The following is a 15,735-nucleotide window of genomic DNA, read 5'->3' on the forward strand; positions in this document are numbered from 1 at the left end:
TGATACAATCAGAAGATTGAAGAAGAAAAAAAGACGTGTGTTAAACTTGCACGAATTCAAAAATCAACATTCAACATTCTCTACTTCACAACCAGATTCACAATCCTCCCCGGCACAAAAATCTCCTTCACGATTGTGGTATCATCCAGGTAGCGCTCTACATTCTCCTGTTGTTTGGCGAGACCCAAAACGAAATCTTTATCTTTCGCTTTGTCTGCCGGAACGGTAATGTTGGCGCGCACTTTCCCATTCACCTGAACAGGCATGTCAATTGTGTCACTTTTCAGGTATTCTTCAACAAGTTCCGGCCACGGTTCGTATGCCAGGCTTTCATTATGACCAAACCGATTCCAAATTTCTTCGGCAATATGAGGTGCAAATGGCGACAGCAATTTCACAAACGGTTCAGCAACAGAGCGAGGAACTCCTCCCTCCCATTGATTGGCTTCATTGACAAAAATCATTAATGCAGAAATAGCTGTGTTAAACCGAAGAGCCTCAATATCTTCCGATACTTTCTTAATAGCTTCATGAAGAACTTTCAATTGTTCTTTGGACGCTTCTTTGTCTGAGATATTAAAAATATCTTCCTGCTCTTCCCCAAAAAACAGTCTCCAGGAGCGGTTCAGGAATCGGTTCACACCTTCAACACCTTTTGTACTCCACGGTTTCACCTGCTCCAGCGGCCCCATAAACATTTCGTACAAGCGCAGGGAATCAGCTCCATAATTGTTTACAACGTCATCAGGATTAATCACATTACCGCGAGATTTCGACATTTTGTGAGCCTTGGCATCCACCACAATCTCGGTGCCTTTCATCACGTGGCGATCACCTTTTTTCTCGACATCTAATTCGGAGAGAGGTTTTCTTATGACATCATCACCACCCTCAACTTCATCAGCACTAATGATTTTTCCGTCTTTTTCGTACGCCGTGTATTCCAGTTCACCCAAAATCATTCCCTGGTGCACCAGTTTCTGAAAAGGTTCTTCCGTTGAAACCACACCGCAATCATACAAGACTTTGTGCCAAAACCTTGCATACAACAAGTGAAGAACAGAGTGTTCTGATCCACCCACGTACAAGTCCACAGGCATCCAGTATTTCTCTTCATTGGGATCAACAGGAGAGCCATCAAATTCAGGACTGATGTATCTCAGGTAATACCAACAAGATCCGGCCCATTGAGGCATGGTATTGGTTTCTCTTTTTGCCGGTTTTCCAGTCTCAGGATCTGTTGTTTCTACCCAATAACTGGCTTTAGCCAATGGAGGTTCACCATCTTTTGTAGGTTGATAATCATCCACTTCGGGCAGCTCAACAGGCAAATCTTCATCACGAACAGCTTTGGGTTTTCCGTCCACATGAATAATCGGAAATGGTTCGCCCCAATACCGCTGGCGCGAGAAAAGCCAGTCGCGCAGTTTAAAATTCACACTTTTTGTACCAACTCCATTTTCCTCTAACCATTTGATGATCTTGGTTTTGGCGTCGGTTACATTCAGTCCGTTCAAAAAATCACTGTTGATGGCAGGACCATCTTCGGTATACGCTTTTCCATCATAATCTTCAGGTGTTTCAACGGTTCGGATAATCGGCAGATCGAATTTCTCAGCGAACTCCCAGTCCCGTTCATCCTGCCCCGGAACGGCCATAATGGCACCGGTTCCGTAATGAGCCAATACATAATCAGCAATCCATATCGGAATTTCTTTGTTATTGGCCGGATTGATGGCATATGCACCGGTAAACACTCCGGTTTTCTCTTTTGTCAACTCCTGCCGTTCTAAATCCGATTTTTGAGCTGCATATTCCTTGTATTCTTCAACTTTTCCTTTTTGATCATCTGTTGTAATTTTCTCCACCAAATGGTGTTCAGGAGCTAAAACCATATATGTTGCGCCAAACAGCGTATCCGGACGCGTGGTAAATACACGGATTTTCTCATCGTATTCATGAACCTGAAAATCGATTTCTGCACCGATGGATTTCCCAATCCAGTTGCGCTGCATTTCTTTGGTTGATTCCGGCCAGTCCAGATCGTCCAGATCATTCAGTAATCGCTCGGCGTATTCAGTGATTTTCAACACCCACTGGCGCATTGGTTTTCGGACGACAGGGAATCCACCTACCTCACTTTTGCCGTCAATTACTTCTTCGTTGGCCAAAACGGTTCCCAATTCCGGACACCAGTTCACAGGCTGCTCATCTTCATAAGCCAATCCCTTTTCAAATAATCGCAAGAAAATCCACTGCGTCCATTTGTAATAATCAGGATCCGTCGTATTCACTTCACGATCCCAATCATAAGAGAAACCGAGCATTTGTAATTGCTCGCGGAAACGCGTCACATTCTTCTCGGTAGTTTCACGCGGATGAGTTCCCGTTTTTACCGCATATTGCTCGGCCGGCAAACCAAAAGCATCATAACCGATGGGATGCAACACATTGAATCCCTTCATCCTTTTATAGCGGGCAAGAATATCCGTAGCAGTATACCCCTCCGGATGACCAACGTGTAAACCCGAACCGCTTGGATATGGAAACATATCCAGAACATAATATTTTGGTTTATTGTGATCGGTTTGGGTCTTAAACGTCTTATTTGTTTGCCAGTACTCCTGCCACTTTTTTTCTATGACTGATGGATCGTAGGAACTCATTAAAATCGGTTGCTAATAGGGTTTATAATTCTTCTTTTTGATAACGGAATAGCTTAATAATATAACGAAATTTGAAGTGAGTACCCACTTGTTCCAATCTTCATTCTTCTTTTGAAGATTTTACCGGTTAGAAATCCTGACATTCGAATGATACACCTTGAAAATTGACAGATACCATCTGTAATTATATCATTGAATTCAATACTTTCATGTTTGTACAAATCAGTTAATGATCATCTTTATAGATAATAATTTTTGAATAGATTCACCGTCTAAGCAGTAAGCCCGTGATGGAAAAAGCCAACACCACTCAATTATTGATTCGCCTGAAAAAAGGCGAAGAAGGCATTTACGACAAGTTATATCCTCTGATCTACGATGAGTTACGCCGGATGGCCTATTCTCATATGAAACGTCAGTCGCCCGACCATACCCTTTCCAGGACTGAATTGGTTCACGAAACCTATTTAAAGATGATTGATCAGGATGTAATCGACTTTAATGACAAAAGTCATTTTTTGGCGATTGCATCTCGTTGCATGAGGCAAATTCTTATCGATTATGCAAGAAAAAAACATGCGGATAAACGAGGCGGAAAGGAAAAAGATCAAACTTACATCGATGAAATCTTCAGCAGATCACAACATAAAACGGCTGAATTAATTGATATTGATTCTGCTCTGGACAGATTAGCCAATATGAATGAACGCCTTTCTGATGTTGTCGTGATGCGATTCTTTGGAAAAATGACCATTCATGAAGTGGCTGAAGCTCTGGAAATATCCGAAAGCACAGTTAAACGCGACTGGTCAAAAGCCAGGGGTTGGCTGTACAAAGAATTGAAAGGACGTTTCAAAGTTTAGTGATAGATTTCTTCAATTATTACGCATTATATAAGGACGCTTCATCTTTATAAACTTCTGCATTTTTTATGAATACATCGAATTGGAAAAGGGTTGAAACCATTGTTGATCAGGTTTTAGAAATGCCCGAAAGTGAACGAAAAACCTTCATTGATAGCAAATGTGGCGATGATGCTGAACTCAAAGGAGAAGTTACTCAGTTTCTACAGTCGATTTATGAATCTGAGGGCTGGCTTGAGGAACAGGACGTTTACAGACAAGAGATGTTAAATGAAATTGCCGAAGAAATTGAGCAGATTTCTGCTGAAAATGTATTCATTGGCAAAAAAGTAGGCTCCTACACAATCCGTGAAAAAATTGCTGAAGGTGGAATGGGAGCTGTTTATTTGGCGGAACGGTCCGATGATGAACTGGATCATCGTGTTGCCATTAAAATTATTCAGCATGGCCGTGCAAGCCGGGAAAATTTGCGGCGCTTCAAACGAGAGCAACAGATTCTTGCCGGCATGAACCACCCTTCTATTGCCCGGTTTTTTGATAGTGGTACTACGGCAAACGGTGTCCCGTATATTATCATGGAGTACATTGACGGAATGCCCATCACCGATTACTGCGAGAAACATCAATGCTCAACACAGGAAAAAATCACCTTGTTTGAGGAGGTTCTTGAAGCCGTCCGATACGCTCATGAAAACTTAGTCATTCATCGGGATCTTAAACCGGGTAACATTTTTATCGACAAAAGCGGAAATGTCAAAATCCTTGACTTCGGTATCTCAAAACTGATTGAAGATGATTCTGAAATTATCACACAAACCGGCGCACGCCTGTTGACACTCCGGTATGCTGCTCCCGAACAAATCCGTCAGGAGAATATCACAACGGCTACAGACTTGTATGCACTCGGTATAATTTTTTATCAACTGCTGGCCGGAATAGGTCCGTTTGATATTGATGAACTATCACGGTTTGAAACCGAACAAGTCATATTGAATGAGGAAGCTCCGCGTCCTTCTTCCCGAATGGATTCACCTTCATTAAAAAGAGAGCTTTACGGTGATTTGGATGCCATTGCTCTTAAATCAATTCGAAAAGAACCGGATCAGCGATACCGCGTAGCCAATGAATTTTTAAGTGATCTGGAAAACTACAAGTATGGCCTTCCGGTTTCCGCTCATGCCGATTCGCTAAAATACCGCAGTAAAAAATTCATTCGTCGCCATCAAAAGGCAATGTATATCGCCTCCGGAGTTTTGACCCTTGTCATTCTACTCACCGCGTATTACACAAACCAGATTGCACAACAGCGCGATTTCGCTCAACTTGAAGCCGAACGGGCTGAAGAGGTCACGAATTTTCTGATTTCGATGCTGGAATTAAACAATCCCAGTGAAAATTCCGGAGATGAAATAACCATTAACGATGCCTTAAACCGGGGCATTCAGCTGTTGGAACAGGATAACCTATCCGCATTGAACAGGGCCACTATTTTGGGTACGATTGGGTCCATTCAATTCAATAATGGTGAGATCGAACAGGCAGGAATCAATTTGCAGAAAGCAATGGCTTTTGTAACTGACTCCCTTCCCCGCCAAACAGAAAAAAGTTTGGCTATTGGAACACAATACTCCGAGTGGCTGGAAACGGTTGGAAATATGGAAGAATCGGACCGTTATTTCCAACTAACCGATTCTCTTTTCCGGGTGCACAAGCTGGATCATTCAATGAGCTATATTGAACATGAATTGAATTACAGCGACTATTTAATGGAAGTTGGCAGGCACGAACAAGCTCTTTCCGTTTTATCTGATTTGGATAACGTACTTGTTCAGAACTTCAACCTGAATTCTCCTGATGAAATCGACATTCTGGCAAATGTCTACAACAATCGGGGGCGCGCTTATAAAAATATTGGGCAAAACCAGGCCGCTCTTGACAATCTTGAACAGGCACTGACACTTAAGCTCAGAGTTTTTGATGAAAATAATACACGAATTGCCACTCTCTACCACAATATGGGAGTTGTTTATGCTACCGTTGCGGATTTTCCAAAGGCCTATGAAATGACTCAAAAAGCGTATGAAATTCGGTTAAAAGTGTATAGCCCTACCCACCAACTTGTTGGCTCTTCATTGCAAGCTTTGGGAAATATTGCTCTGGAACTGGGTAACTACGAAGAAGCGTATAACTATATTCAAAAATCCGTGGAAATCAACAAACAGCAACACGGCGCCACACATTTCAGATATGCTTTAGCCTTACGCGAATATGCAAAAGTTTTAAGCGAAACCGGGCGACATGATGAAGCCAGAGAACAAATTGCCGAAGCCTCTTCCATCATAGAAAACAACTATGGTGCAGCTCATCCCTATTTTGGTTATATGATGATTACCTATGGCGAAGTAGAGTACAACGACGGGGAGTATAAGAAAGCCGGTGAATTTGGAGAAAAAGCCATCACTAATTTTCAACAAAACTTTGATGCTCAACATCCCAATATCGGAAGAGTGTATGCAGCACAGGGAAAATATGCTTTGAAGAATGAGGATTATGAAGAAGCAGATTCACTACTCAAAAAATCTGTTGAGATCCTGAAACAACATTATGATGCATCCAATCCTTTTTTAATAGAGGCGGACTCACTTTTGCTCGTAAACAGACAACTTTTAGAAGATTAGTTTCAATCCCAAACGTTGCATTCCATTTTTCACCTCCAATCTCATCTCCTACCTGCACACGATATAAAATTCGAGGGCCAATAAAGCTATATCCGGTTTGTTGATGATGACTCACTCGCATCTCCAGGATTTCATTCTCTGTATCCTGGCATGCCCCAAATGAAAAAGCAGCGAAATGAACAGAATAAATTTTATCGATTTCATAATTTTCCCATACTTATTAACTCTCCAATCCAACTAATATAATCATTCCATTTTCTTTGTTTTGGAAAATGGCGATGATAGACTTCTCCTTTTCTTTTACCTCTGCTAATTCTTCACAGAAGTTCCCACAATCAATTTTTTTTGAGTTAAGTAAACTATAGCCATCACTTTGGCTGCCTGTCAAAATGGGAGTACATCCACTACAGGTAGTATATATTGGTATCTTAAAAGTTACATCATCAACTTTTGTTTTAGAGACCACTTTAATCAACTCGTAAAAGAATGGAGGGGAATCAATTATTGGAGGATCATATTTTTTCTTCTTTACAATCAGATGATATCTATATCCCCATTCATAGTCGAAGTTTTCAACAGGGGAATAATTACGGGTCCATTTCTTAGTACCGATCTCTGATCCTTCCTGAGTGAAATACTTAAAATGAAATCCTTCGAACCCTCCTATCCACCGGTAATGATCTACATACATTTCCATCAACCCGGTCCCATCTGAACGAAAATTTATAGTTTCTAAAGATCCAACTCTGTTATCCTCACACGAACTCAGAAATAAAAGAGATGTGATTAAAAAAAGACTAATGAAAAAATTTCTCATGATAAAGACGTAAATGAATTTATTGATCGATTCTACCTGATATACACGGCAAGATTGATGAATGCCTATTTCTTTCTGATAATTTCAAAACTTTTTGTTATAAGTTCAGGGATTGAATCACTTTCTCTCAGCGTCTATAATCCGTACATTAAGGTCAAATAAAACCAATAAAGATTATGAGTTCTGCAACAGTACCCGACTTTCATCAAACCATTCCGATTGACCAGATTGGCGTCGAAGAAAGGGTTTCGAGACTGAATAAGCGAAGTATCAAAAAAGAGTCGAAAGTTCAGGGTTTAAAATTGGCGTTGAGTATGATTGACCTCACCACGCTGGAAGGAAAAGATTCCGAAGGGAAAGTTATGCAGCTCTGCAGTAAAGCAAAACAGCCGTATGCTGCCATGCCTGATTTACCCACTGTTGCTGCAATTTGTGTGTATCCGAATATGGTATCCACTGCAAAAAAGGCTCTGAAAGGTACGGATATCAATGTAGCCAGCGTGGCAACAGCGTTTCCCAGCGGAATGGCAACCCTGCAAGTAAAACTGGACGATACAAAATTTGCCGTTGATCAAGGCGCCGATGAGGTTGATATGGTGATTTCCCGCGGAGAATTTCTGAAAGGCAATTACAATTTTATTTTTGATGAGATCTCCGCCATTAAAGAAGCCTGTGGCAATGCCCACCTGAAAGTAATTTTAGAAACCGGCGAGCTGGAAACGTATGAGAACGTCCGTAAAGCCAGCGATATCGCGATGTATGCTGGAGCCGATTTCATTAAGACATCCACCGGGAAAATTTCCCCCGCAGCAACTCAACCCGTTACCCTTGTAATGCTGGAAGCAATCCGTGATTTCTATCGTGAAACCGGGCGAATGGTTGGTATGAAACCGGCTGGAGGAATCCGGAAAGCAAAAGAAGCGTTGCAGTATCTCGTTATTGTAAAAGAAACATTGGGTTCAGCGTGGCTGACTCCCTCCTATTTTCGATTTGGAGCCAGCTCGTTAGCGAATGACCTGTTGATGCAAATCGTTAAACAGGAAACGGGTGTGTACCAAAGCAGTTATTATTTTTCAAATGATTAAATCGCTCGGCGCTAAGCGCTGTGCCTGTGGTGAAATAAACAGTTGACCACTAACAACTATCAAATTTTATGTCTAAGACAAAAGACAAAATATCTACCGAAACGACGAATGGTGCTCCAAAACCGACCTCTCCGAATGCCGATTTGAAATTGGATTTTGCTTCGTTTTGGGAATACAGTTCGGCTCCTGAAAGTAGTGATTTTGTTGAGATCAAAGAAAAATACAATCATTATATAGATGGAGAATTTGTAGAACCGGAGAAAGGGCGCTACATGAAATCCATCAATCCGGCCAACGAAGAAGTTCTTACAGAATTTGCTGAAGGAACCACCGAAGATGTTGATAAAGCTGTTAAGGCTGCGCGAAAAGCGTATGACAAAACCTGGTCGAAAATTTCGGCAAAAGAGCGTGGCAAGTTTGTCTATCGTATTGCAAGAATGATCCAGGAACGATCTCGTGAGCTTGCCATCACTGAAACGCTAGACGGCGGGAAACCGATTCGTGAATCCCGTGATGTGGATGTACCGTTAGCCGCCGCCCACTTCTTTTACTATGCAGGCTGGGCCGACAAATTGGAATATGCTTTTCCCGGACGTAAACCGGAACCGCTTGGTGTATGCGGACAAATCATTCCCTGGAATTTTCCCCTGTTGATGTTAGCCTGGAAAATTGCTCCTGCTCTTGCAACCGGAAATACGGTTGTGCTAAAACCGGCAGAAACCACTCCTGTCACCGCACTTAAATTTGCCGAGATTTGCAGTGATGCCGGCCTTCCGGACGGAGTTGTAAATATTGTAACGGGAGCGGGTCAGACAGGATCAGCTATTGTCAATCATCCCGATGTAAATAAAATTGCTTTTACTGGTTCAACCGAAATTGGAAAAATCATCCAAAAAGCTTTGGCCGGAACGGAGAAGAAATACTCACTTGAACTGGGCGGTAAGGGACCGAATATTGTTTTTGAAGATGCTCCTTTAGATCAGACTGTTGAGGGAATTATCAATGCGATTTTCTTTAACCAGGGCCATGTTTGCTGCGCTGGTTCGCGTCTCTTGGTTCAGGAAGGAATTGCAGAACGTTTGATTGATAAACTGAAAGACCGAATGGAAACATTGATCGTCGGCGATCCTTTGGATAAAAATATCGACATCGGTGCCATCAATTCAAAATCTCAGTTTGAAAAAATAAACGAATATTTAGATATCGGAGTGAACGAAGGCGCAGAAATGTATCAAAGTAAATGCGAACTTCCGGAAACCGGATATTTCTGCAGGCCCACAATTTTTACGGGAGTTGCCCAGAGTAACCGAATTGTTCAGGAAGAGATTTTTGGACCGGTTCTCACCATTCAAACCTTCCGAACTCCGGACGAAGCCATTGAAAAAGCCAATAACACACCGTACGGTTTAGCCAGCGGAATCTGGACAGATAAGGGATCTAAAATTTTCAAAATCGGCCAACAAGTTCGCTCCGGTGTAATGTGGTCGAACACGTACAATAAATTCGATCCAACATCTCCTTTTGGCGGTTACAAAGAAAGTGGAATCGGGAGTGAGGGCGGACTTCAAGGATTGTATCCATACGTAAAGCTGAATTGAAATCTATTTATTGATAACTGTTAACTGATCACTGAAAATGTCTGACAGACTCGAAATTCTAAAAACTTATAAAACATATGTTGGCGGAAAATTCCCCCGGAGTGAATCCGAACGGATCTATCGGGTAGAAGATTCAAAGGGAAATCATATTGCCAATGCCTGCCGTTGTACCAGAAAAGATGTGCGAGATTCCGTTGTAGCGGCACGATCGGCTTTTGGCGGATGGAGTGGTCGGTCGGCCTACAATCGCGGACAGATTCTTTATCGGATTGCAGAAATGCTTGAGGGACGTAAAAACCAATTTGTTAACGAACTGGAACTCCTCGGAGAGAAAAAGAAAAATGCACGCGCGGAGGTTGAACTGGCTATTGACCGCCTGATCTATTTTGCCGGCTGGACAGACAAAGTCAGCCAGGTATTTGGAACGGTGAATCCTGTTGCCAGCTCACACTTTAATTTCAGTATGCCTGAGCCAACCGGAGTGGTTGGGATTTTGGGGTCCGATGAATCACCACTTCTCTCTATCATTTCTCTCATCGCTCCTGTCATAGCCAGTGGAAATACTTGTGTTGTAATAGCTTCTACAAAAAATCCATTATCGGCTGTGAGCTTGGGCGAAGTTTTACATTCCTCGGATGTTCCCGGCGGAGTCATCAATATTCTGACAGGTTATCGGAATGAAATGGTTGAAAATCTTACTTCTCACATGGATGTGAATGCTATTTTTAATGCTGTTGATAATCCCGAAACGCGGAAACAAATCGATGAGAATGCATCTATCAGTGTGAAACGAGTTAAGCATTATGCCCAATCGGACTGGAGTGACAAAAAGCACGAAACACCATATTTGATTCTCGATTTTATGGAAACGAAAACTACATGGCACCCCGTTGGTACGTGATAACAATATGCATTTTATGAATAGATTTATTTCACTTTTTATCATCCTTCTGATTGTTTCTGCCGGTTGCAGTACAACCGAGAAAACAACAAAAGAAAATGGGGATGAAGGCTCAACATCGACTGATCAACCCATCTTTAATCTTGATCCGGATTTAGTAGAAGATTACCTGATGGACGAAATGACCGAGTCGGAAAGAGAACTCTTTGAAACCCGAAGCGCCCTCGCCGATCAGTTTGTAACGGTAGAACAGGACATGCCGGAAATATTTCTTAAAGACGTTGAACAAGACAACGATCTGGTTGATCAATATGCCGGATTCCGGGTGCAGCTATTATCCACAAGAAGTGTTGCCGATGCTGATTCAACCAAAGATAATTTCCGGCTGTGGGCTGATGAAAATATTGAAGGTTATTCTCCTGAAGTATATGTCATTTTTCGTCAACCCTATTACAAAGTGCGGACTGGTGATTTCAGAAATCAGCGAAGAGCCAATCAATTTTCGCGCCTGCTAAAGAATGATTTCCCAAATGCGTGGGTGGTTCATGACCGTATTGAACCGCAGTTTCTTCCGGCAGACACGACTGAAATCAGAAAGGTCAGTTCGCGCTGATCAATCACTATACATTAAAACGGAACAGCATCACATCACCGTCTTGTACGATATACTCTTTACCTTCCTGGCGCATTTTTCCAGCTTCACGAGCTGCTTTCTCTGAACCAAGAGATACGTAATCATTATACGCTATCGTTTCCGCACGGATAAAACCTTTTTCAAAATCCGTATGAATGACACCTGCGGCCTGTGGTGCCTTTGTTCCTTTGGTTATGGTCCAAGCCCTCACTTCTTTTGGCCCGGCAGTGAAATATGTGATCAAACCAAGATTTTGATACGCTGATCGGATGAGACGGTCCAAACCGGATTTATCAAGCCCCATTTCTTCAAGAAACATCTCTTTTTCTTCGGGTTCCAGTTCAGCAATTTCAGCCTCGATTTTAGCGCAAAACATCACAACGGTATCGTCAAATTCACTGGCAATTTTCTTAACCGTTTCAACCCAATCATTCCCATCATTTACATCTTCTTCCGATACATTACAGGCGTATAAAACGGGTTTCTCAGTCAAAAGAAACAGATCTTTGTATGCTTCGCGTTCTTCAGTATCCGCTTCAAATGTTCTTGCAGTTTTACCGTCTGAAAGATGCTCTGACAGTCTTTCAACAATATTCAGATTGGCAACCATTTTTTTGTCACCACCTTTTGCATCTTTCTTAAGTTTTTCAACTCGTTTCTCGACCGATTCAAGATCTTTCAGAATCAATTCATCTTCAATAATTCTGATATCGCGCTCGGGATCTACAGAACCTTCTACATGGATGATGTCATCATCATCAAAACACCGAACTACGTGTACAATCAAGTCCACTTCCCGGATATGAGAAAGAAAGGCATTCCCCTTCCCTTTTCCTTCGGAAGCACCTTTTACCAAACCGGCAATATCCACAAATTCGATAGTGGCCGGAACAGTCTGCTTGGGTTCAACAAGATCAGCCAACGTATCCTGTCTCGCGTCGGGTACGTGAACAAGTCCCACATTCGGATCAATTGTACAAAATGGAAAGTTAGCAGACTCGGCACCTGCGTTGCTCAGTGCATTGAAAAGAGTGGACTTACCAACATTTGGCAAGCCAACAATACCACATTTTAAACTCATTTTATATTCTCAAAAATTTGTATTCAATTTATGATGTCAATCTGTACATCTTCCAGAATGAACGATATAGGAAAATCCATCAATCCAGCGATTTTTGCTGTATAAATTCTTTTTCGGGAAGTACCAGAGCGGTAAGTTTTCCATAACCCAATTCGCTGTAAACGCATCCCGTATCAATTCCAATCATTCCATTTTTCTGGATAGGATAAGGACGGGGAGTATGCCCAAAAATCACCAATTTTTCCCACGGAACTTCGAAAGCATTCAGGTGTTCTCGTCCCCACAAAAAATAACGCATGGCTTTGGCGTCTTCTTTACTTTTTTCCAGGGTTTGATGAGGCGGCACCCCGGCGTGAACAAAAAAGTAATCGTCTGTTTCAAAATAAAGTTTCGTGTTTCTGTAGAACTCGATGTGTTCAGCAGGAATATCCGATATATGCCGCGCATGATTATAAGATTTCAGTGTAACCTCACCACCGTTGTACATCCAGAGGTCCATTTCATCTTTATTTAAGGCGTTCAACAACATTTGTTCGTGATTTCCCCTTAAAAACACACATTTGCGGTCATATTGAACATCCAGAAGAAAATCTACAACCCCTTTTGAATCAGGACCTCTGTCAATATAATCTCCAATAAAAACATGGATAGCATCCTTGTGAGGTTTCAATTGATTCCACAAAGTTTTTAAGGATCGTACACATCCATGAATATCTCCAATAGCTACAATCTTCTGACTCATTTAATGATTTGACTCTTCGATTAAACCTCTTCCTTTTTTTTCGATTTTATTCTCATTCTTTAAATACGTAAGAGCAGCATCCAAAATGCCATTTACAAAATTCCCACTTTTTCTGGTAGAATACTTTTTAGCCAGTTCAATGGCTTCATTGATCGAAACTTTGGTAGGAACTTCTTTAAAAAAAAGTAATTCAGTCAGGGCCATTCTCAAAATCAATTTATCGATGATGGCTAACCTGTCTACTTCCCAATTTTTGATATGCTTGTCGATAATTCTATCGTGCTCCTCCGCATTATCGACTGTAATTAATAATAATTTTTCTGCAAATTTAACGGAATCTGTATCGTCTTTAAGTGCTGTTTTTATAATAACGTTGGTAACTTGCTGAGTCGAATTATTCCCGACTTCCACGGCATACAATGACTTCAACGCAGCTTCTCTGGCAACTCTTCTATTAGACATAATTATTTTAAAATTTCAAAGAACAGTAAAGATACAAAGCTTAGTCATTAGCTGAAAGAAACATCCGGTATTTCTATTGCGTTTCAGTTAAAACGATTGGTATATTTGGAGTCTTGCCCGGGTTCATAGCTCAGTTGGTTAGAGCGCTACGTTGACATCGTAGAGGTCGGCAGTTCGAATCTGCCTGAACCCACTTTTACTTCGAAAATCTTTGTATCACAATCAGTTCTTTTTGGGTACAAACAGATCTCTGTTTTCCATACTGTTTCCGAATTATCATCACAAAGAACTGTCCTAAAAAACGATCTCCGTTTTAGATTGATAAATGATTTGCCATCCTACGAGACACTTGGAGCACTAATCTGGAAAAGAATAAGATTAGATTAAGCATGCTATAAATTGGAATATTAAAACTAAAGATTCAGCTTTTGATTGCTGGTACTTCCCCGTTTATCTTCCAGTTTGAACCGAATTCGATAGAGAATCGAATCATCTTTATTTACTTTTTCAAACGATGCATTTAACTGATTCAAAAGAACTTCATTCAGTTTATTTACAACGATTTTGTCGGCCTGAGTATGGGCAGACCGGGTAAAGATTTTTAAATCTGTAATTAACTCATCTTCTGATTTTTCTACCTGAACGTCAACAATACATTTTTCAATATTATCCGATTTTAAAATTCTGGTCATCAGTTCATTTAAAAGCAATGCGTATGTTAATGCCTGATTTACATTGATAACCGTCTCTCTGATCTGAGTCTTCAGTTCACAAATATTATTATGCAGTTCAAGTATTTCCGGCACAAAATCCTTTACACTTACCCGGCTCATGTTGTCTGATTTATACAATATTTCATGAACGGAGGACATCGACTGAATTCTTTTTTGAGTTCTGGAAAGCACCTGCTGCACAGCTTTTTTTTCACTTTGCATGGACTCAATGTTAATCAATGCAGAAATGATGGCCAGGTTGTTCTTTACGCGATGGTGTACTTCAGAGAAAAGCAGTTGCTTTTGGTGCTCAATAACTTTGTTAGTGTCATTCAACTTGTTACTCAACACTCTCAACTTGTTGTAATTTCTTACAAGCAGTATTGAAATGAGAAAAATGATCAAAAACCCAATAATAACTGCGTTTCTTGTGCTGTTGATTTTTGAAGAAAAGTCACTCTCAGGCACAATCACTGCCAGTAAAAGTTCTTGCGATGAGTTGATCGAGTATGGTTTTATGATTCCCCACCAACGTTCATTTTGGCTATCGAAATGAACAATCTGGTTCTCAGGATGTTCGAGAAGTGCTACCAATGGAGGATACTCAAATTCATCGGGCGGAGTCATCAACATTTCTGCTAATTCTTCGGGAGTAATATCATTATAACTCTGAGGCAACCCTACAATCTTTTTTTCGGGACTCGTTAATATGAAATTTTGATTGTTTTCAGTAAGCCTGATCTTTTGCGAAAATTTCGACAAATCTTTGAGAGTAACATCAATAGCAATTATGTGATGGAGTGTATCTGTTTCCGAGTACGTCCATTCTGAAGCGGCTGTCAAACCAAGATCTCCGGTTATGTATAAATAGGGCTCGGTCCAGTACGTTTCATTCACATGATTCAAAGCTCCGGTAAACCATGGGCGTGTACGCGGATCATTTTCCAACTCTTGCTGCCAGCTACGGATGTGATGGAGTGAATCACTTTGATAGGTCCATGAATCCCATTTTTCAATCATCCCCCATTGATCTACATGCACTTCCCTGTTTAACCAAATATCAGCGGTGCTGTCGGGTATAATGTTAAATTCATATCCACGGTTATTGGCTATAGCAACTGAAGAGACTTGCGGATACTGGTCTATGATGGGGATATAATAATTATTGAGAGATAAGGTATCGAAGTTCTGGAAAAACCTGTTTCGTTGTTGATGCTTGAGTGTCATCATTAAATTTTCGACAGGCAGAAAGAACTCATCCAGATCACTCTGGAGTTGGGTAGAAGATTGAGTGATTAATTGGGTAGCAAAATCATGTTTAGTGTTTGAGAGTTCATAAATGATAAATCCCATAATCAAAGTGGATACAATGATTACACCAAACGCAAAATATTGCGCAACCCTCGTTTTTAAAAAAGCCATACGTTATATCAATAGGCAAACAACAACAATTGCCTATCTCCCCGGAGAATCTCGTGAATATTAAACGTTACAC

The 15,735-nt window shown here is 41.1% G+C and carries 12 protein-coding genes and 1 tRNA gene; 7 read left to right on the top strand and 6 right to left on the bottom strand.

From position 1 onward, the window contains the following. Positions 1–80 precede the first annotated feature (80 nt). Entirely contained in the window at positions 81–2,666 is a 2,586-nt protein-coding gene (gene leuS, locus L0B18_RS13055; RefSeq protein WP_234572229.1) for a leucine--tRNA ligase, read from the bottom strand. 290 nt (positions 2,667–2,956) lie between these two features. Between leuS and L0B18_RS13060 the strand changes: the two genes are divergently transcribed. Both L0B18_RS13060 and L0B18_RS13065 read left to right on the top strand, forming a co-directional pair. Continuing rightward, complete coding sequence (locus tag L0B18_RS13060; protein WP_234572230.1) at positions 2,957–3,529, top strand: sigma-70 family RNA polymerase sigma factor; 573 nt, start codon at positions 2,957–2,959, stop codon at positions 3,527–3,529. Positions 3,530–3,597: 68 nt separating this feature from the next. Continuing rightward, entirely contained in the window at positions 3,598–6,207 is a 2,610-nt protein-coding gene (locus L0B18_RS13065; RefSeq protein WP_234572231.1) for a serine/threonine-protein kinase, read from the top strand. 220 nt (positions 6,208–6,427) lie between these two features. Here L0B18_RS13065 and L0B18_RS13070 read toward each other — a convergent pair whose 3' ends face one another. Beyond that, a complete protein-coding gene (locus L0B18_RS13070) occupies positions 6,428–6,904 on the bottom strand; it encodes a DUF4377 domain-containing protein (protein ID WP_234572232.1) in 477 nt (158 codons plus the stop codon). Between the two features lie 296 nt (positions 6,905–7,200). Here L0B18_RS13070 and deoC point away from each other — a divergent pair, with 296 nt between their 5' ends. The 4 genes from deoC to L0B18_RS13090 all read left to right on the top strand — a co-directional run bounded on the left by deoC (position 7,201) and on the right by L0B18_RS13090 (position 11,221). Then, entirely contained in the window at positions 7,201–8,109 is a 909-nt protein-coding gene (deoC, locus tag L0B18_RS13075; RefSeq protein ID WP_234572233.1) for a deoxyribose-phosphate aldolase, read from the top strand. A gap of 68 nt (positions 8,110–8,177) precedes the next feature. Continuing rightward, positions 8,178–9,707: an aldehyde dehydrogenase family protein gene (locus L0B18_RS13080; RefSeq protein WP_234572234.1), complete on the top strand. Its 1,530-nt coding sequence runs from the start codon at positions 8,178–8,180 to the stop codon at positions 9,705–9,707. A gap of 37 nt (positions 9,708–9,744) precedes the next feature. Continuing rightward, positions 9,745–10,608 carry an aldehyde dehydrogenase family protein gene (locus tag L0B18_RS13085; protein ID WP_234572235.1) on the top strand — a complete coding sequence of 288 codons (864 nt, stop codon included), beginning with the start codon at positions 9,745–9,747 and terminating at the stop codon, positions 10,606–10,608. A gap of 16 nt (positions 10,609–10,624) precedes the next feature. Continuing rightward, complete coding sequence (locus L0B18_RS13090) at positions 10,625–11,221, top strand: SPOR domain-containing protein (RefSeq protein ID WP_234572236.1); 597 nt, start codon at positions 10,625–10,627, stop codon at positions 11,219–11,221. Positions 11,222–11,228: 7 nt separating this feature from the next. Here L0B18_RS13090 and ychF read toward each other — a convergent pair whose 3' ends face one another. The 3 genes from ychF to nusB all read right to left on the bottom strand — a co-directional run bounded on the left by ychF (position 11,229) and on the right by nusB (position 13,527). Then, on the bottom strand, positions 11,229–12,323 hold the full coding sequence (ychF, locus tag L0B18_RS13095; protein WP_234572237.1) for a redox-regulated ATPase YchF: 1,095 nt from the start codon (positions 12,321–12,323) through the stop codon (positions 11,229–11,231). A gap of 79 nt (positions 12,324–12,402) precedes the next feature. Beyond that, a complete protein-coding gene (locus L0B18_RS13100) occupies positions 12,403–13,065 on the bottom strand; it encodes a metallophosphoesterase family protein (protein ID WP_234572238.1) in 663 nt (220 codons plus the stop codon). Next, a complete protein-coding gene (nusB, locus tag L0B18_RS13105) occupies positions 13,066–13,527 on the bottom strand; it encodes a transcription antitermination factor NusB (protein WP_234572239.1) in 462 nt (153 codons plus the stop codon). 119 nt (positions 13,528–13,646) lie between these two features. Here nusB and L0B18_RS13110 point away from each other — a divergent pair. After that, a tRNA-Val gene (locus L0B18_RS13110) sits at positions 13,647–13,720 on the top strand. 220 nt (positions 13,721–13,940) lie between these two features. On the opposite strand, the gene L0B18_RS13115 is transcribed toward L0B18_RS13110, so the two are convergent. Then, a complete protein-coding gene (locus L0B18_RS13115) occupies positions 13,941–15,662 on the bottom strand; it encodes a sensor histidine kinase (protein WP_234572240.1) in 1,722 nt (573 codons plus the stop codon). Positions 15,663–15,735: the final 73 nt, after the last annotated feature.

The sequence above is a fragment of the Rhodohalobacter sp. 614A genome (assembly GCF_021462415.1).
Classification (GTDB): Bacteria; Bacteroidota; Rhodothermia; order Balneolales; family Balneolaceae; genus Rhodohalobacter.